General features: G+C 34.9%; 17 protein-coding genes, 1 tRNA gene and 1 pseudogene. 4 read left to right on the top strand and 15 right to left on the bottom strand.

The window, feature by feature from the left end:
* A pseudogene (locus BOQ62_RS05245) lies at positions 1–368 on the bottom strand (IS4/IS5 family transposase); the annotation flags it as partial.
* A 639-nt stretch (positions 369–1,007) separates the two neighbouring features.
* On the opposite strand from BOQ62_RS05245, the gene BOQ62_RS05240 reads away from it, so the two are divergent.
* Entirely contained in the window at positions 1,008–2,339 is a 1,332-nt protein-coding gene (locus tag BOQ62_RS05240) for a M12 family metallopeptidase (protein WP_129037702.1), read from the top strand.
* Positions 2,340–2,420: 81 nt separating this feature from the next.
* Here the strand turns inward: BOQ62_RS05240 and BOQ62_RS05235 are convergent, their stop codons facing one another.
* The gene (locus BOQ62_RS05235) at positions 2,421–3,689 is read right to left on the bottom strand and encodes an adenylosuccinate synthase (RefSeq protein WP_129037700.1); all 1,269 of its coding nucleotides are present in this window, start codon (positions 3,687–3,689) and stop codon (positions 2,421–2,423) included.
* 193 nt (positions 3,690–3,882) lie between these two features.
* Positions 3,883–4,452, bottom strand: a complete 570-nt coding sequence (locus BOQ62_RS05230; protein WP_129037698.1) for a Crp/Fnr family transcriptional regulator — start codon at positions 4,450–4,452, stop codon at positions 3,883–3,885.
* Positions 4,453–4,611: 159 nt separating this feature from the next.
* Here BOQ62_RS05230 and BOQ62_RS05225 point away from each other — a divergent pair, with 159 nt between their 5' ends.
* Complete coding sequence (locus tag BOQ62_RS05225) at positions 4,612–5,157, top strand: hypothetical protein (RefSeq protein ID WP_129037696.1); 546 nt, start codon at positions 4,612–4,614, stop codon at positions 5,155–5,157.
* Between the two features lie 50 nt (positions 5,158–5,207).
* On the opposite strand, the gene BOQ62_RS05220 is transcribed toward BOQ62_RS05225, so the two are convergent.
* The 5 genes from BOQ62_RS05220 to BOQ62_RS05200 form a co-directional block, all read right to left on the bottom strand.
* Positions 5,208–6,053, bottom strand: a complete 846-nt coding sequence (locus BOQ62_RS05220) for a mechanosensitive ion channel family protein (RefSeq protein WP_129037694.1) — start codon at positions 6,051–6,053, stop codon at positions 5,208–5,210.
* 310 nt (positions 6,054–6,363) lie between these two features.
* Positions 6,364–7,098, bottom strand: coding sequence for an SDR family NAD(P)-dependent oxidoreductase (locus tag BOQ62_RS05215; RefSeq protein WP_129037692.1), 735 nt, complete (start codon positions 7,096–7,098; stop codon positions 6,364–6,366).
* Positions 7,099–7,238: 140 nt separating this feature from the next.
* The gene (gene yajC / locus BOQ62_RS05210) at positions 7,239–7,601 is read right to left on the bottom strand and encodes a preprotein translocase subunit YajC (RefSeq protein WP_129037690.1); all 363 of its coding nucleotides are present in this window, start codon (positions 7,599–7,601) and stop codon (positions 7,239–7,241) included.
* A 10-nt stretch (positions 7,602–7,611) separates the two neighbouring features.
* Positions 7,612–8,118 carry a DUF1573 domain-containing protein gene (locus BOQ62_RS05205; protein ID WP_129037688.1) on the bottom strand — a complete coding sequence of 169 codons (507 nt, stop codon included), beginning with the start codon at positions 8,116–8,118 and terminating at the stop codon, positions 7,612–7,614.
* A gap of 1 nt (position 8,119) precedes the next feature.
* The gene (locus tag BOQ62_RS05200) at positions 8,120–9,025 is read right to left on the bottom strand and encodes a transcription antitermination protein NusB (RefSeq protein WP_034693040.1); all 906 of its coding nucleotides are present in this window, start codon (positions 9,023–9,025) and stop codon (positions 8,120–8,122) included.
* A 91-nt stretch (positions 9,026–9,116) separates the two neighbouring features.
* Here BOQ62_RS05200 and BOQ62_RS05195 point away from each other — a divergent pair, with 91 nt between their 5' ends.
* Positions 9,117–10,778 carry an ABC transporter ATP-binding protein gene (locus tag BOQ62_RS05195; protein ID WP_129037686.1) on the top strand — a complete coding sequence of 554 codons (1,662 nt, stop codon included), beginning with the start codon at positions 9,117–9,119 and terminating at the stop codon, positions 10,776–10,778.
* Between the two features lie 99 nt (positions 10,779–10,877).
* The gene (locus BOQ62_RS05190; protein WP_027375472.1) at positions 10,878–11,213 is read left to right on the top strand and encodes a DUF3276 family protein; all 336 of its coding nucleotides are present in this window, start codon (positions 10,878–10,880) and stop codon (positions 11,211–11,213) included.
* A 110-nt stretch (positions 11,214–11,323) separates the two neighbouring features.
* Here the strand turns inward: BOQ62_RS05190 and BOQ62_RS05185 are convergent, their stop codons facing one another.
* The 7 genes from BOQ62_RS05185 to BOQ62_RS05155 form a co-directional block, all read right to left on the bottom strand.
* Complete coding sequence (locus tag BOQ62_RS05185; RefSeq protein WP_129037684.1) at positions 11,324–13,651, bottom strand: FG-GAP repeat domain-containing protein; 2,328 nt, start codon at positions 13,649–13,651, stop codon at positions 11,324–11,326.
* 255 nt (positions 13,652–13,906) lie between these two features.
* Positions 13,907–13,982: transfer RNA gene (locus BOQ62_RS05180), tRNA-His, on the bottom strand.
* Positions 13,983–14,017: 35 nt separating this feature from the next.
* A complete protein-coding gene (bshB1, locus tag BOQ62_RS05175) occupies positions 14,018–14,737 on the bottom strand; it encodes a bacillithiol biosynthesis deacetylase BshB1 (RefSeq protein ID WP_129037682.1) in 720 nt (239 codons plus the stop codon).
* Positions 14,738–14,818: 81 nt separating this feature from the next.
* A complete protein-coding gene (locus BOQ62_RS05170) occupies positions 14,819–16,471 on the bottom strand; it encodes a tetratricopeptide repeat protein (protein WP_129037680.1) in 1,653 nt (550 codons plus the stop codon).
* A 91-nt stretch (positions 16,472–16,562) separates the two neighbouring features.
* Positions 16,563–17,435: a PstS family phosphate ABC transporter substrate-binding protein gene (locus tag BOQ62_RS05165; RefSeq protein WP_129037678.1), complete on the bottom strand. Its 873-nt coding sequence runs from the start codon at positions 17,433–17,435 to the stop codon at positions 16,563–16,565.
* On the bottom strand, positions 17,425–17,622 hold the full coding sequence (locus BOQ62_RS05160) for a DUF308 domain-containing protein (RefSeq protein WP_185126146.1): 198 nt from the start codon (positions 17,620–17,622) through the stop codon (positions 17,425–17,427). The genes BOQ62_RS05165 and BOQ62_RS05160 overlap by 11 nt, the downstream gene beginning before the upstream one ends.
* A 75-nt stretch (positions 17,623–17,697) precedes the next feature.
* Positions 17,698–18,540, bottom strand: coding sequence for an energy transducer TonB (locus tag BOQ62_RS05155; RefSeq protein WP_129037676.1), 843 nt, complete (start codon positions 18,538–18,540; stop codon positions 17,698–17,700).
* Positions 18,541–18,557 lie beyond the last annotated feature (17 nt).

Here is an 18,557-nt window from a genome sequence, read left to right as displayed (position 1 = left end):
TTTTCGATTTCTGTTTTGGAATAAAGTTCCGAAAATCTTCCGTACATCTGTTCGTAGATTTCCAGGAAATAATTGGAATCAATTTTTGAGAGCCTCTCAGAAATTGAACTCCTTCGAATCTTTTCCTCTTCCCCTAAACCAAATAAGGCTTTGAATCCACTGCTATTAAAAGTATCTTCCAACGTTCTTTGGCTTAATTTTTCATTATCAAATATGCAATACAAAAGCAGGTAGAATATTTTTCTTCCATGCAGAACTTTACTATAATAATCCACTTTTGTACTTGCGGAAAAGTGGCTTAAAAGTGCTTCGGGAATAAATTCTAAAACATCTTTAAGTGATATTTTGCGATCTTTAAAAACCGACATAAACAATTGATTATCAACAATAAAGATACAAAAAACGAAATAATAAAACAAATTAAATGACTGATAATCAATTAATTAAAATAATAATAATAATAATATTGAATATCTAAAAACAAAAAGTCGGAAGAAAAAATCTTCCGACCATGACTAGGTATTTGCCCCGCTTTTTTTATATTCAAATTTCAGTAACCTTTAAAATACCAATACTTTATACTAACAACATTGTTTGGAAAATAACATTCATAAATAGCATTATTTTAGGTTCATGTTATTATAATGTCCAGTGTATTTTATTTATTTTGTCAATGAAATAGACTCTAATACAGCACAATATGCAATCATAATCATTATATCAAATATTTGTGAAATAATCAAATTTAAAATTTAATAGTATAAAATAAAATACTTTGGATTAATTAACGAAATTAATACATGCTTTGATTAAACAAACAATAAAACAATCAATATATTATGTTATATTCAAATATAATTTATTATCAATATATTTACAACATACAGCTAGGTTATAATGATGACTTAATCAAAATTAAGAATTAACTTATTTTGTAATCTTTTGCGTAGGGTAATACAATAGCTGTTCATATTTACAACCTGATCACCAAACCAAAATTAAATAATATGAAAAGTAAACTATTACTATTATCAGGATGCCTTGTTCTGGCACTGAACTCATGCAGATCGGATCTTGAAAATACACAGACCGATTCAATGGAACCAGCAACAGAGAACTTAGCCAATGCAAAAATTCACAAATTATTAATTGACGGAAAATACACCTATGTCAATGAAATCAATGGAGAATATTTTTATGCAGAAGATATTACCATTAGCCCGGAGCAGTTCAATATATTACAAAAGCAGACCAATCCTGAAACATCTGCAGCCGGGAAAAGCACCATTGTAAGCTCTTTTATTAAGACATGGCCGAATGCAACAGTTTATTATACATTACCCAGTCAGGGAAGCCTGAGTACTCAGAGTTACAATACATTTCTTACCAATATCAACAAAGCGTTTGATATGATTTCTTCTCAAACCAGTATGCAGTTTGTTGAACGAACCAACCAAACAGAATACATCACCTTTACTTATACAACGAGTAACAGTTCTCCACTTGGATGGCAAAAAAACAGAGTTAATGGTATTAAAATTTATAACACCACGTATCCTGCAATTATTGCTCACGAAATCATGCACTCTATGGGAATCATGCATGAGCAATGCCGCCCGGATAGAGATCAGTATATTATTGTAGATGTTAACAAAGCCGTGGAAGGAAGCCGTCATAACTTCAATCTTTACAATGATTACGCAGGACACGGTGCATTTGATTTTGGATCAGTGATGATGTATCAATCTACAGACTTTGCTATCAACGCAAGTCAACCGGTAATGACTAAGCTGGACGGATCTACTTTTACCAAGCAACGAACAGGATTGTCTGCCGGTGATTATGCTGGTATCAATCATTTATACGGACCGGTTAATTCCTCTTCTGCAATCAACGGAACTTACACTATGAGAACAGCTTTAGCAAGTGATAAAAATTTAGATGTTTCCGGAAGTTCCACAACAGATGGCACCAGCATCATTCTGTATTCCGCTTCTACAGGGAATAACCAGAGATTTACATTTACCAAATCAGATCATGGCTATTATACTATTAAATCCATATTAGATCCTACAAAGGTGTTAACTGTAAAAAGTAACGGAACAACCAATGGAACAGCTGTTGAATTAAGGACGAATTCTAATACAGATGCTCAAAAATGGTTATTATTCAATTTAGGAAATAATGGATTTGGATTTGCTCCTAAGAATGCACCAGCATTAAGATTAGAAGTGAAAAATGGTACAACAACCAATCTTACTCCTATTGTAATTGGCACCACGAACCAAACGGTTCAGCCTTCTACAAAGCAACGCTTTATACTTACAAAAGTTAACTAAACTTTTTCATACAAATAAAGAGGTTAGGAAATCTATCTCCTAACCTCTTTTATTTTTTATATAATTCCCGTTATATAATTATTAAATCATTTTCAGCATCTGCTCTCTTCCTGGCCCGGTTGAAAGATAGGCCACAGGAATTCCTAATTCGGCTTCAAGAAATGACAGAAATTCATTCACTTCTTTTGGAAGCTCTGAAGGGCTTTTCATGGTAGAAAAATCAGCATTCCAACCATTCATCCATTTCAGGATTGGCTTTCCGTTTTCCGGAAGTAATCCTGAGACCGCTACCCTCTTTCCATTTTCCAGTTCATAATGAGTACAGACTGCTACAGATTTCAATCCGCTTAAAACATCAGCTTTCGTTAAAACCAGCTGAGTAACTCCGTTGATCATTACAGCATATTTTAAAGCAGGTAAATCCAGCCAGCCTGTTCTTCTTGGACGTCCGGTATTGGAACCAAACTCATTCCCCTTTATTCTGATCTCCTCACCTAGTTCATCAAAGAGTTCTGTTGGGAAAACTCCGTTTCCTACTCTTGTACAATAAGCTTTTGCAATTCCAAATACCTCACCGATTTTTTTCGGTGAAACACCTAATCCGCTGCTTGCTCCAGAAGCTGTGGTTGATGAAGAAGTTACATAAGGATAAGTTCCGTGATCAATATCCAGCATGGCAGCCTGAGACCCTTCTGCCAATATTGTATTTCCTTCTGTTAAAGCGCTATTCAGATAAATTTCTGTCTCTGTACATTTAAATCTTTTCAGAAAATCAACCGCTTCAAAAAACTCATTACTGATTTCTTCTAAAGAAGGTAATTCCATATTTCCTTCCGCAAGCATTTTGTAATCTCTTGCTAAAATATGTTGTACTTTGCTTTTGAAGTCTGGAGCAAACATATCTCCTACTCTTACATTCTGTCTTAAAATTTTATTGGAGTAAGCCTGTGCAATTCCGTTTTTGGTGGTTCCGATCGTGGTATACTCAGGACTTTCTTCCATAAAAATATCCAAAAGCTTATGAGTAGGCAGTACAAAGTGAGCTTTCAGCGAAATAACAATATTGTTTTCTGGCTGAACCGTTTCATCAAATGTCTGAAGATTCAAAATTTCGTTTTTAAAGCTTACAGGATCCAGAACGGTTCCTGTACCAATCACATTCTGCACTCCTTTCATAAAGATCCCCGAAGGAATCATTTTAAGCGTAATTCTGCGCCCGTTCCTTTCTATGCTGTGTCCAGCATTCGATCCTCCATTAAAACGTGCTGTAATGTCATAATTTTCACTGATCAGATCAATGAATTTCCCTTTTCCTTCATCACCCCATTGTAATCCTAATACAATATCCATATTCGTACTTTAAATTTTATGAAGCAAAGCTATGACAGTCAGAAAGAAAGCCCATTGTCATTTGACAAAAAGATATTTATTCAGAAAACAGATATTAGATATTAGATATTAGAAGCTAGTAAAGTCCGCTAACTTTATTACTTTCCCACTTAAAGTGATATCACCTATCAATTATCATCTATCATTAATAATTCTAGATAATATTCCTCCTGATCCGGCTCAAAGAAGAAGGGGTAACCCCGAGATAGGAAGCCAGCATAGACTGAGGAACTCTGTTGGCAAGGCCCGGATAATGGTTTAAAAAGTGAATATAACGTGATTTCGCATCCTGATTCAGCATAATACTGGCAACCTTCAGCTTATTCTCAACCACAAAGGCATGAATTCTGGCAAATAGAACCGGCCAGACTGAAATTTTCTCTTCCAGAATTTTAAAATATTTAAGATCTATCACCAGTAATACCGCATCCGTAATAGCTTCAATATCTTCATGAGCAGGCAGTTGATCAGTAAAGCCCTGAAAATCTCCTATAAATCGACCTTCATAGATGAAATAGCGGGTAAAATCATCCCCTTGTTTATTATAGTACAAAGACCGGAAAACACCTTCTTTTACAAAAGCAATTCTCTGGCTCACTTTTCCTGCTTCCACAAAAGGATTTCCTTTTTTTACAGTGATTTCCTGGATGCCTTCAGCAATCAGAAGTTCATCCTGAGGATTCAGTGTGCCGAATTTTTTGATATAATGAAAAAGTTCTTCCATGTTTTGTTGTATCCACAGATTACGGTAAGATAAAGGTATAAAACTAGCTGATAAAAACAATTGCCATTTGGCAAAAAGCTCAAAAAATAAAAAACACATGGTTAAAACTACTTTAAACACTGAATAATTTCAATATTTTTGCAACCAAAACTTTTACTCATGGATGAATTCATCAAATTACAATTATATTTCAATGAAAATATAGAAAGAGAAAATCAGAAATTTTTCTTTCAATATACTTGGAAAAAGCATTTTGTTGAATTAAAAAAAGCGGTTATATATGCTGTTATATTTCTAGCATTAGGTTTCTTTCCTTTAAAATTTTTGAATCTTGGTCCTGTTTCTGTTATTTTTAAATATGGAAGTTTCTTATTTATAGGATATATTTTCTTTCTTTTATATCAATATTTCAGTACCAAAAATAAAACCTTCAATTTAATAGATGAACAAATTGAAAATCTTAGAAGCAAACATCACGAAAGCAGCTTCATAACTCTTCATAAGGATTGTATTACTGTTAAAAATCCATTCAATACAATCAACTGTATCTGGGATAAAACGCATTACAAAATGGTTGACCAATACCTTATTTTAAATATGGTTAATAACAAGATTAATTTCGTTTTTACGGAAGCTGAGTTTAAGGAGAATGAATATAAAATTCTCATAGACTTTCTTCAGCGATATTCTACAAAAGGAAAATAAAAACTCCCACATTAAAACAATGCAGGAGTTTCTTAAAAAATTAAATATAACTATTGATTATAAACATGAATATCTCGTTGCGGAAAAGGAATTCCGATTCCTGCTTTATCGAGAGCTTCTTTACAACCTATGATTAGTTCTTCATTCATCGTCCAGAAATTTTCAGTTGCAGTACTCACTCTTATCGATAGATTGACAGCACTTTCACCAAGCTCCGTAACCACGACCTGTGGTGCCGGTGTGTCCAGAGCATACTGATTGCTATTAATGACACTCATCAAAATATCTTTTGTTTTCCTAAGATCTGCATCATAAGCAACTCCAATATCCAATGATGTTCTCCTCGTTCCCAATTGAGTAAAATTGGTAATACTATTATTCGACACCACTCCGTTTGGTATAACTATTAATTGGTTTTGTGGTGTTATCAGTTTCGTATGAAAAATATCTATGGTATCTACTGTTCCTGAAACTCCGGAATTGGTAGAAATAAAATCACCAATTTTGAAAGGTTTCAGTAATAAAATTAATATCCCACCTGCAAAATTAGTTAAGGAACCCTGTAAAGCTAAACCTACCGCTAAACCTGCAGCACCAATCATTGCAACAAATGCAGATGTTTGTACTCCAAGCTGCGTTACCACAACGATAAACAAGAGAATATTAAGCCCCCAATTGATAATGTTTAGGAGAAAATGCTGCAGAGAAGCTTCCATATTACGTTTTTTGAACGCTTTTTCAACCAGCTTTTTGATCATTCTTATCATCCATGATCCGATCAGGTAAATTAATACTGCAGAAATAATTGCTGTAAAAATTTTCGGTGCCCATGAAATTGCTGATGAAATTAATGTGTCCCAGTGTTGTTGAATCTTGTTCAGTTCTAAATCGTCCATTTTTGTTGTGTATTTTTTACTGTTAATATCAATAATGATTGATATCTCCTGTAAGATGTTAAAATGAAATTGAACAAAAGTATAATCCGCTTCAAAAAGAAATTTACCTTACACTATCTTAGTGAAAGTAAATCATATTATAGATTAAAATAGATTGACAGCGGAACAGATAGGTTCAGCTTACTCAATAATCATTCAGAAATTGAATCTTACAGGAAGAAATAATTTTTCGTTCATAGAATTACAAAAACGATACCGAAGTCTATGATTCTAAAATTAATATTATGTAAACTTTTATTGAGTAACCAGATTAAGGCAATTTTGCAACAAGTCCCTCAGGAAGCATTTTCAGGATACAATAAATAATTTTCCATTTAAAGTTCGGAACAATGGTAAAGGAGTTTCCTGCGTTGACAATAAATCCGGCCACATAATCCGGCTCCATTATCAGAGATTCATTCAGTTCCAGTCCTTCGTTGATTTTTGTTCTGATATAACCAATGACTAAAGCATTCACAATGATATTACGGGAGGCTAATTCCTGTCTTAACCCGGCAAGAAACTGGGTAAACGCAGCTTTGGTACTTCCATACACAAAATTACTTTTTCTTCCTCTTACCCCAGATAAGGAGGATAGTCCGATGATTCTTTCAAGATTTTTATTGCTTTTATCCATCGCGATAATGCTTAGAATAGATACTCCACCCATATAATTGACTTCCATCATTTGTTTAGCTCCTTTGAAATCTGCCAAAGCATCTTGATTGTCTACTAAAAACCCGGCAGCATATACTACAATATGTGGCTTTACAGAAAGATCGGAATAGAATTTCTGATGAGAATCAAAATCTGCAGCATCAAAAGATAAAACAGAAACTTTTGAACGGTCAAGATGATTGGTATGAATAAAATCTTCCAAAGATGCGGTATTTCTGGAAGCAGCAATTACGGCAAATCCTTTTTCTACATATTGCTTAATACATTGCTTTGCCACATCTGAATTGGCGCCTAGGATAAGAACTGTTTTATTTGCGTTTTGATTCATGGAACAAAGATAATTTTTTTATTAAACACTCATTTCACTAATCACAAATGGGCACAAAGACTACTCAACTTATTGTATATAAAAAAGCTGCGGCGGGTGAACTTTGTTCACCCGCCGCAGCTCAATATCTTCAGACTGAATTATTTCTTTTCTTCAGCAGCTGTTTCTTTTTTATCATCTGCTTTATCTGCAGATTTTGCTTTATCTCCAAAACGGGATTCTGTCATTTCTCTTGAAACTGCAGCTTTTTCAAACTTCAGTTTTCCGGATAATGTTTCGATCACAAAACCGTCATCCTGAATCTGAGCAATTCTTCCGTGAAGACCTGATGTAAGAACTACTCTTGTTCCTACTTTAAGGTTTTCCTGAAAGTTTTTCTCCTGCTTCTGTTTTTTCATCTGAGGTCTGATCATCAGGAAATAAAATCCTACAAACATTACCCCCATCATGATTAGCATCATGGGTGAAGATCCACCTGCTGCCTGTAAAAATAGTGTCAACATATTTTAAATATTATGGTTGAATGTTCGCTGTGAACGTTAATCTGATTGGAGCTTTCTCTACGTTTGCAAAAACATCTGCATACTTCTGAACGTTTCCGTCAAAGCTTGAAGAATCAAAGTGCAACGTAACTTTTCCTTTTTTACCTGGCATGATCGGTTCTTTTGTAAAATCAGGAGCTGTACATCCGCATCCAGGCTTTACTTCAGAAATGATCAATGGATTTTTCCCGGTATTGGTAATTTCGTATACGTGTTCTACTTTATCTCCTTTTTTGATTTTTCCAAAATCGAAGCTGTTTTCAGACAGAGCAACAGAAGTAGATGGTTCGTTAGAAACCGGAGCAGGTGTTTCACCAGTTCCAGGTACTGCAGTAGAACCAGTAGTTACCGGAGCCGCAACCGCTGCAGAATCAGTAGTTGCAGTTTCAGTACTTTGAGTTTCTTTGTTTTCTTTTTTACATGAAACTAACCCAAAGCCTATAATAGACAAGGCGATAATTGATAACGTCTTTTTCATTTTATATTCTATTTTGATCTTTACAATATTTATCTAAAATACCATTGATGAAGATATTGGAGCGGTCTGTAGCAAATACTTTTGCAATTTCAATATATTCATTAATGATCACTCTTGAAGGCGTGAAAGCAAAGTTATCAAGCTCTGCAATTGCTGTAGACAAAATTACTTTATCCATTAGAGAAACTCTTTCCAGATCCCAGTTTTCCAGTCTTTCTTCCAGTTTCTTTTCGTTGTTTTCCCAGTTGTTCAGGGTATCTCTCAACAATTTTGCAGCGAATGTTTTATCTTCTTCATCTTTAATCATTTTGATCAAAGTTCTGCTTTCTTCATCTTCTCTCAGGAAACCGATCGTTTTTTGCACCATTGAATTGGCGATATGGATATCATCATACCATGAAAGTTCCTTATCTCCTAAGTAATCATGAAAATCTTCATTTTCAGCAATATATCTTAAGAATAATTTTCCGATAAATTTCTGATCTTCTTCAAAAGAATATCCTTCTTCTTTCATGAAATCCTGATAACGTTTTCCAGCCGTAATTCTCTGGAAAGTCTTTACCAATAAGTCATCATGCATATCCCATTTCAACTGCTTGTGCTGACCTGTAAAGAATAATCTTTCAGGGTTTTCTTCCAGTTTAAGCAATACTTGATTGTTGATGAATTTTTGGTTAGGATTAATATCAGCATCAGTTTTAAGAAATTTATTCTTACCAATTTCGATTTGATTTTCTGCCAAATCTTTCAGTCCCACCAAAAAGTTGAGCTGATAGATGTATAGATAATAGATTTTCTCTATCCCGGCAAACATGTTTTTCTCTAAAACATCAAATTTTACAGGATTTTGGTAGTAAGAATACACTGTCTGTACTACTTTTTCACGGATTTGTCGTCTTCCTAACATTCAAAGAGCTTTTTTATGGCTGCAAAGATACAAAATTTAAAATTGATGAAATTCGTAGTATGATGACATTTTTGTAATTTTGTGCAACTATATGAAAGCGCTTAAAACCTTAAACCCCTATTTTTGGAAACACAAAATACTGCTGTTTTGGGGGGTACTATTTATCATTGCCAGTAATTTCTTCAATATATATAAGGTTCAGTTTGTAGGAAAGTCTGTGGATGAACTTACAAAAAGTGGAAACCTTGGCTTCAACCAGCAGGTTCTGACCTATGTTGGGATCATTGTCGGATGTTCTCTTCTGACCGGAATTTTCACCTTCATGATGAGACAGACTATTATTGTTGCCTCCCGAAGGATAGAATATGAACTTAAGAATAAAATCTACAGACATTATCAGGATTTATCCCTAACAGATTATAAGCAGACTACCATTGGGGATTTAATGAACAGATTGAGTGAAGATGTTGTTGCCGTAAGAATGTATCTTGGTCCGGGTGTTATGTATGTAGCCAACCTGATTGTTCTTGTATTGATCACAGCCATTTATATGGTGAAAACTGATGCTTCCATGACGCTGTGGACTTTACTTCCGCTTCCTATTTTATCTTTTGCTATTTATAAGGTAAGCTCAATCATCAACAAAAAGTCGAAGATCATGCAGAAAAGCCAGTCTGCCATTTCAACTTTTGTTCAGGACAGCTTTTCCGGAATCCGTGTGGTAAAATTTTTTGCTAGAGAAAAATATATTGAAAAAAACTACGGAATTAAAGTAACGGATTATCAGAATAAAGCTTTGGATCTGGCCAAAACAGAAGCTTATTTCTTTACGATCATTCTTTTTGTCATCGGGTTACTGAACGTAGCAATCATCTGGATCGGCGGTACCAAATATATTGCAGGAGAATTAAGTATCGGTAAGATTGCTGATTTCTTTATGTATATCAATACTTTGATTTTCCCTTTCTCTATGGTAGGATGGGTAACTTCTGTGAATCAGAGAGCTGAAGCATCTATGCAGAGGATCAATGAATTCATGGATAAAAAGTCTGAGATCATTAATACCAATTTTGAAAACTATCCTATCAAAGGAGATATTGAATTCAGAAATGTGTCTTATGTATATCCGAATACTGGAATCAAAGCACTGGATAATTTAAGTTTTAAAGTAAAAGCCGGAGAATCTTTAGCCATTATGGGGAAAACCGGAAGTGGAAAATCAACCATTGCCTTGCTGTTGTGCCGATTAATAGATCCTACAGAAGGGGAAATTTTAATTGATGGTAAAAATCTTAAAGATCATAATCTGAATAACTACAGAGACTTTATTGGATATATTCCTCAGGAGAGTTATTTATTCTCTGATTCTATAGAAAATAACATTGGTTTTGCCATTGATCATCCGTCACATGAGAAAGTAGTAGAATATGCAAATATTGCCGATGTTCATAAAAATATTGTGGAGTTTAAAGAGCAATATAAAACACTTGTTGGTGAACGCGGGGTAATGCTTTCAGGGGGGCAAAAGCAAAGAATATGTATTGCAAGAGCCTTAATTAAAGACCCAAATATCATCATTTTTGACGATTCTTTGTCTGCTTTAGACACCGAAACAGAGCAAAATATTCTGGAAAATATTGATAAAAAAATCAGCAATGCTACTTCCATAATCATCACACACAGAGAGTCTAGCGCTCAAAAAGCGGATCAAATTCTCAACCTTACGGAAATTACCAATTCTGTAACTGCTTAGCCATTTCGTTCTCAATTGTTAAATAAATCATAAAAAAAATTTTGTGATTAAAAGAATTCTTTTATATTTGTTCTTAACAAGATTAAAAAATATCTAACAATGAGTGAATACAAGGAACGCCATGAAAATGAAATTTTCACTAAGGTGTTAAAAGCAGGGAGAAGAACTTATTTCTTTGATGTGCGCGAGACGAAAGCAGGAGATTATTATCTTACAATCACTGAGAGTAAGAAAAATTTCGGAGAGAATGGGGAAGCTACATTCGAGAAGCATAAAATTTACCTTTACAAGGAAGATTTTAAGAGTTTCCAGGAGATGTTTAATGAGTCCACAGATTTCATCATTAATGAAAAGGGTGAGGATGTAATTTCAGAAAAACATGACAAAGACTTTAAGAGCAGATCTTTCACTATTGATTCTGACGACGAAGTTTAAAAAAAGAATATTTAAAAACACAAGCATCTGAAAAAGATGCTTTTTTATGCCCTACAATCAAAACATAAAAAAACGGGCTAAAGCCCGTTTTTATTGAATATTATAATTTCTTATTTTACAGATACTATTTCTTTAGATTCCTCTTTATGTAAAGAGGGTGATTTCAGAAAACTAAATAAGACATCCGGCAGTTCATTTCTACAAGGATCGGCAGTTCTGTTATTCATATTAATCACATTGTTTGTAACATTTGCCGAAGAAAACATTACAATACCTCCATCTTTTCTAAGAGTAGCTAATTCTTCATTCTTTGTACTTGGATCAAAATTCCCAAAACACATTACATTATTTTTGGTTTGCAAAACCGGAAACTTTTCAGCAGTAATACCTGATAAGACATTTCCATTCAGTTTAAATAATTTATAATCCCCGTCAAAATTTCTATGGGCAATGATTTCAGCAGCACCATCAGCATCAATGTCACCAACAGCTAAACCTTTCCAGTCTGAAGCTGAGCCCCAGTTTGTAAATTCAGTAATTTTTGTAAGAACTCCACTATCACTTACACGATACACATGGATACCATTATAGATGGCGTTATTATCATCAGCATCCACAAGCAGTACTAATTCATCTTTACCATCTTTATCAAGATCACCTGATGCCACTGCTTTGATTGTAGAACTTGCAGGCAGATTAAGCGTATTTAAATACACTGATTGCATATCTGTTCCAACAAATTTGCTCACTCTAACTTCTTTATTAAAATTTCTTACTGTGATAACATCATCTTTTCCTCCACTGATGAAGTTTCCAGCAGCTACACCTACCCACTCTGATTGGGCTCCCCATCCGGTATATCTGGTATGTTCCACGATACTGCCGTTTTCAATTTTCAAAACATAAATACCATTTTCGTTGGCATCTGCATGATCATTTAAAGCTATGATCTCACTTTTACTATCTCCAAAAAAGTCTCCTGCGGCCAACCCTTTCCAGTTGTTTGAACCACCGTATACCTTGGCCGTAGCCACCTGGCGAAAACCTCTGTCATGTGGTTCTAAAGCCTGCATCAATCCATCAAAATTTCTTATTACTACAAATTCTTCGTCGCTATCTCCATCAAAATTACCGTTTGCAATACCTCTCCAATCAGAATCTTCACCATACTCATGATCTGTATTGACAGGTACCACTAAGTTTTCAAAATTTGATAAAAGCGCCCATGTGATAGAAGAATCAAATACCGTTATGTTACTATAATAGTTCTTGGCAGCCTGTAAATCTGAAACTATCTGATATAGCGTTTTATCATCATACTGCGATAAATATAGCCATAGATAAGCTGTATAAGTTCCATATCGAGGAGTTACAGCAGGATCAGAAGTATTAATATTATACTTGATATTCCAATTCTCACCATTATAATTAACTCCATTTTTTATGTGTAAGGGAGAGATATAAATATCTTTTGTCAACGTTTTAGTATATGCATTGATATCTGCAGTGGTATAAATAAGGTTTCCATTGATTGAAATACCATACTTATTACATTCATAAGGGAACGCTGCCGTCAAATCAGCATGAGAAATATCTTCACGCAAGTCATCGTGTTTCCAATAGGTCCAGACATTTGATCCCAGAGTGGAATTAAGCTGGGTATTTGATTTTATAAAATTAGCAATTTGATTAATCTGGGTAAGATAATTGTTCTCATTCGTTGCTCTGTACATTTGTACAAGCACTCTTCCAACGGAACTTTGCATATTAAATGGTAAAATAACTCCAGGAAAAGCTATTGGCGGATTATTATCACTTCTCTCTTTATAATAACCTATAGTAGTAGATCCCGGTTCTGTATACCATTGGGCTTCGTGGTATGCAAGTGTTTCTTTTATTTTCTGGATAAGGTCATTAGCAATTGTGATATAGTTTTGCCCCGCATAACGACCTGTTGGTGAATCATATGTTAAATTTTGAATAGCAGTGTTATTTTTAACTATTGCTGCAAATTTAGCCATAGGATAGGTAATATTAGCACTATGTACCAAATGAGAATAAGGCAATCCCGTATCTGTTACTGCATTGTAATGATTAGTAGACCACGCAGCACCAGAAACATGGCGGTAATCATAAATTATCGGATATCCCAATGTCGGATTTCTCAGGTCATCTCTTCTGTCAATAGTATTTCCGATGCACTTAATTAAAGTTTCTGCATACTTCTTTTCAAGTGTTTTTTCATACATTAAAACCAATGCTTCCATATGAGCAGGCACTCCCCAGGCAAACTCAAGTTGATCCTGGCTTGTTGAATTACCATCCCACTGGTCAAGACCTCTGGTATCAAACAAACGTTTGTAATAAGATTGGGAACCTGATTGAGAATAGGATTTTATTGCAAAAAAAGCAATAAGAATTGTAATGAGTTTTTTCATGTTAATAGCTTTGATTAGGGTAATTTTTAATGAGATTTTTCTCACGATTCTGGTTGAACAAATATAAATGTTTTAATCACCAATCATAGAATTTATTTAAAGAACTTTTAGAAACCCATTTTTATATACCAAGAGAAGAATTATTGGTGTGAAGAAGAAAAAACGTTAAAGAAAAAATGATAAAAATAAGTAATCTCTACAACTGAAACAGGTATAAAATAAAAAAGTACACTTTCAAAAAAGTGTACTTTCTTTGGGTGAATGAGGGGTCTCGAACCCCCGACCTTCGGAACCACAATCCGACGCTCTAACCAACTGAGCTACAATCACCGTTTTCTGAGTGCAAATATAGGACAATTTCCTCAACTACCAAACAATTCCATCAAAATTTTTCAAAGAAATTAACTTTTCAGATGTAAAGCCCTCAGCGTAAGTTACTCCCGATAATCGCCCTAAATCCTGTGCCCGATATGTTAAACTCTCATAAAAGTCTTTTGTGGTAATTGGAGTCTCAGGCTCTTTGGAAGCCGGATCATAAAACTGAGTTTTATAAGCCATGCAAGCTTCTAATTTTGTGCTAAGATGTTCTGAGATGTCAATTACAAATTCCGGTTTGATGTCTTTCCACTGAATATAATGAAAAACATGCTTCGGTCTCCACACTTCCTGAGTTTCTCCATCTAATAAGGTTTCAATTTTTCTCAGTCCGGACAAAAAGCACGCATCTGATACTAATTTCGCTCCTTTTGCATGATCTGGATGTCTATCATCATTTGCATTAGCTAAAACGATTTCTGGTCTGTATTTGCGGATCATTTTTACGATCCTCATTTGGTATTCTTCAGAATTTACCAAAAAGCCATCTTTCATTCCCAGGTTCTCTCTTGCGGAGAGTCCTAAAATTTTAGCAGCGTCTGCAGCTTCAGTTCTTCTGGTTTCATCTGTACCTCTTGTTCCGAGCTCTCCTCTTGTAAGATCTATAACCACACATTTTTTACCCTCCGAAACCATTTTAGCAATAGTTCCTCCACACCCTAATTCTACATCATCAGGATGTGCTCCAAAAGCAAGTATATCAGTTTTCATAAAATCAAAGATAAGTTTAAAATAAAAACTTCCCAAACATTACGAATGGGAAGTTTTAATATCTATAATTTAATCTTTAAATTATTTGTTGATCTCTGCATTTAATTTTACAGCATCCTGATAAGTAGGATCCAACTGTAGAGATTTTGCTACATAATCTTTTGCTTTAGCAGCATCAGAGTCTTTGCTCATATATGCTACAGCGAAATAAGCATAAGCAAGTGTTTGCTTGTTTGCTTCCTGATCAGCAGGTTTTACTGTACTAATGAATTTCTCATAAGCAATTTTTGCCGCATCATTGTTTCCTGCCTGTTGGTAAGAATATCCCTGACTATAGTAAGCTGGAGCCCAGTCAGGAAGTAGCGCTGACATTTTTTGCCATGTAAGGATTGCTCCGTTCCAGTTTTTGATATCCTGATAAGCAGTAGCTAGCTTAAATAATGAATCAGAATCCTGGCTGTTAGCAGCAATTTTCTGTTTCAATGCTTCAATAGCAGGGTTAGTAGGTCCTTTATCAACTTCTGACTGAGATACACCACCACCTCCAGCGATGTTAGCTAATTCAAGATCCCACTTCATTGTTTCATCTTTAGCCGCTTTAGCAATAGCCACTTTTTGCTGAGCCTCTGTCATTAAAGCTGTTTTTTTAGCAGCATCCTTTTCGTCTTTTGCTAAACCTGCAGCAATAAGTCCTTGTAAACCTTGGTCAGCAGGTTGTACTCTTGTTTTCTCAGCTTGAGAAACAAACGTATCCATATTTTGCTTAGCGTCAGCATAATTTTTATCAGCATATGACTGGTAAGCTCTTAATTTGAACTTGATAGGGTCATCGATTTTATCAAAAATCTTGTCTAAAACAGTTTTAGAGTTTGCATAATCTTCATTAGTGAAGTATAATTTTGCAATTTCTAACTGAGTATATGGATCTTCATCAGCATACTTTGTATAGTTGATAAGGTCTTGTGTTGCTTTTGCATTCTGCTGATATCTGATATCATAACCAGCCAATGCCTTATACGCAGGAGCATAAGTAGCATCTACACCGATAGCTTTATCAATGTTTTGCTTCGCTTGCTGCCACTGTTGTGCTGCCATCCATAAAGTTGCCATTCTTGTATAAACGGAAGCTTTATTTTTAGCAGTAGGTAATGCTTTATCATAAGCAGACATAGCCTCTCCCGGCATTCTTTTTAGTCTGTAAGCATCTCCTAATGTATAATAATAATGTGCAGGCACACCTTTTTTCTCAGCTTTCTCGATTGCTTTAGTTAAAAACTGGATAGCAAGATCAGGTGAACTATTCTTTTCAAATAAAGTTAAAGCTTCTGCGGCTCTGAAAAGAACTTCAGCATCTTTTTCTCTTGAATCAGTAACTACTTTCTGAATTTCAGCTACGGCATTTTTATCACCTTTCCCTAATTTAACAGCAGCTAAACCAATTTTGTTTAGATAGCTTTTTGCATCAGCAGCTAATCCTTTGTTGAAGCTTTCAGTTGCCTTAGCATAATCTGGCTCTCCTTGTCTTAAGAAAGTATTTCCCAAATAGAAGTAGTTCTCAGCTGTAGGCTCTTTAGCGATCATTTCAGTGAAATTTGTTTTTGCCTGAGCAAATTTATCACTATCTATACTGTTGATACCATCCTGCAGTGTTTGTGCAGAGGCAAAACCGGTAAAAAATACCACGGCTGCTCCAAAAGCAATCTTCTTTACATTCATATTCATTATATCTTTCATTTTATATTTTCTAATAATTGAGTTTTATTCTACACAATTTTCAGACCAAATCAAAATTTTTAATAAGGATAAATTGCGAATTTAATATTTTTTAACGCATCTGAACCTCTCTCTTATAAATATTATAAGGTTGCAGCCCTTCTTTCTGTACAATTTTTTGACCTAGGTGAGTACATGAAAATCTTATAAATCCATTGGCAATATTAAAATTACCTTCATTAATCAAGAAATAAAGTACCCTTGTGAATGGATATTCCATGGTACGAAGTCCTTCGAAATCTGCATTGTACAATTTTCCTTTATTTACCACAGGAAGAACTTTAACCATTTCTCTTAATTTCTCTGAAGTTTTATCATAAGGACGGCTAAAAGTATTGAGCCCTACAACACCTATTTTATTAGGATATTTTCCTAATTCCTCTATAATCTTCTGATTTCCCGGAATAATAGAAAATTGAAGGTCTTTTGGCTGTTTTTTTAATTTTTCAGCGACAAAATTCAGATTACTTGAGTTAGTTCCATCAAAGATAAATTCTTTTTTATCAGACATCAACCCGGCATTGATTTCTTCCATGGAGATACTTTCTTTAGGAGAGTCTTTAGGAACTACAAAAACTACTGCATCTGCAGCAAATTTAGAGGGAAGGAACTTCAGATCCGTTCTTTCTTCATATGTTTTTATTTCTTCAGGAGTAAGATTTCTGGACATAACCACTGCTTTCGCACTACCTTTCAGAAGATCAAGAAGTCCTAAATCTTCTTTCTTTGTTTCTACTTTGATGTGCGTGTCAGGATAGTTGATCATATAGCCGTCAGCTAGTGCTTCTGTAACGCTTTGAAAGGACTCGTCAGTAAAAATTGTAAGCTCACCTTTGTGATATGAAGGAGCGTTTTTCTCCTTTTTGCAGCTTGCAAGCATTATGCTCAAAACAAAAATTATTACAAGCTTAAAACTATTCTTCATTTCTCGATTTTTTAATTCTTGAGATCGCCCTGTAAATTCTAAAAATACCATAGATAATCAGTACTACACCTAATGCATAGGCAATAGCAGGTTCTAAAGTAGTAAAGAAGAATTTGTAGACAATCACTACAATTCCTAAAACGATATAAAACAATCCCGTAACCAGGGATAACCAATTGAACATCATGTAACAAAAATACCAAAAAAAATAAAAAGAGAAGCATATGCTTCTCTTTTTATTTATATTTTGAACAAATAAATCTTATTCAAAGTTCATAGTAAATGGTACACTATAGTAAGATCTAACGCTCTCCCCGTTTCTCTTCGCAGGAGTCCATTTTTTAAGTTTCTTAACTACACGTACAGCTTCACTGTTGAAGTCACCATTTGGAGATTTCTCCTCAATAGTAACAGCAGAAACAGTTCCGTCTTTTTCTACAACGAACTTCAGCTTAGCTTTAAGCGTTCCTTCACCTCCTTCCATTAGAGAAGTATCGAAGTTATCTCCCAAGAACTTTCTTAATGCTCCCATACCTCCAGGATATTCTGCAGACTGGTCAACATCTTTATAGATCTCGTTCGGGTTGTTCGTCTTCACTTCTGCAGTACTAGCTTTAGTACCTGTAGATGGTGGTGGTGGTGGTGGCGTATAAGCTGGAGCCTTTACCCCCTCCTGATTCTGTAGACCAGTTGTTGTTTCCAACTGCTTAGAAATTGGTGGTGGTGGTGTCTCAATTTTCGGAGCTTTTACAGGCTCAGGAACTACGTTCTGAATCACCTCAATTTTCTCCTCCTCTTTTGGTGGTGGAGGTGGTGGAGGTGGTTCTTCCTCTTTAGGCTGCTCGATAATCGGATCTTCTTCGATAATATCTACCAGATCTGCCTTTACTTCTTGCTTAGGCGGAGCTGTAAGATTTTTAATCGTAAGATAGATGAACGGAGACAAAGCTGCCAAAAGGAATAATGCTGTTCCGATGATAAAAGACTTTGTTAAAAGTCTCGGATACTGATGTCTAAGATCATAGGCACCATATTCCTTGTTTCTATTTTCAAATACGATCTCGTCTAAAGTAAGATTCTGACCGTATACATTTTCATCTGCCATAGATTAGATATACAATT

The organism is Chryseobacterium sp. CH21 (assembly GCF_004119445.1).
GTDB lineage: Bacteria > Bacteroidota > Bacteroidia > Flavobacteriales > Weeksellaceae > Chryseobacterium.
The sequence above is the reverse complement of the archived record's forward strand: the minus strand, read 5'-3'. Positions and strand labels throughout refer to the sequence as shown.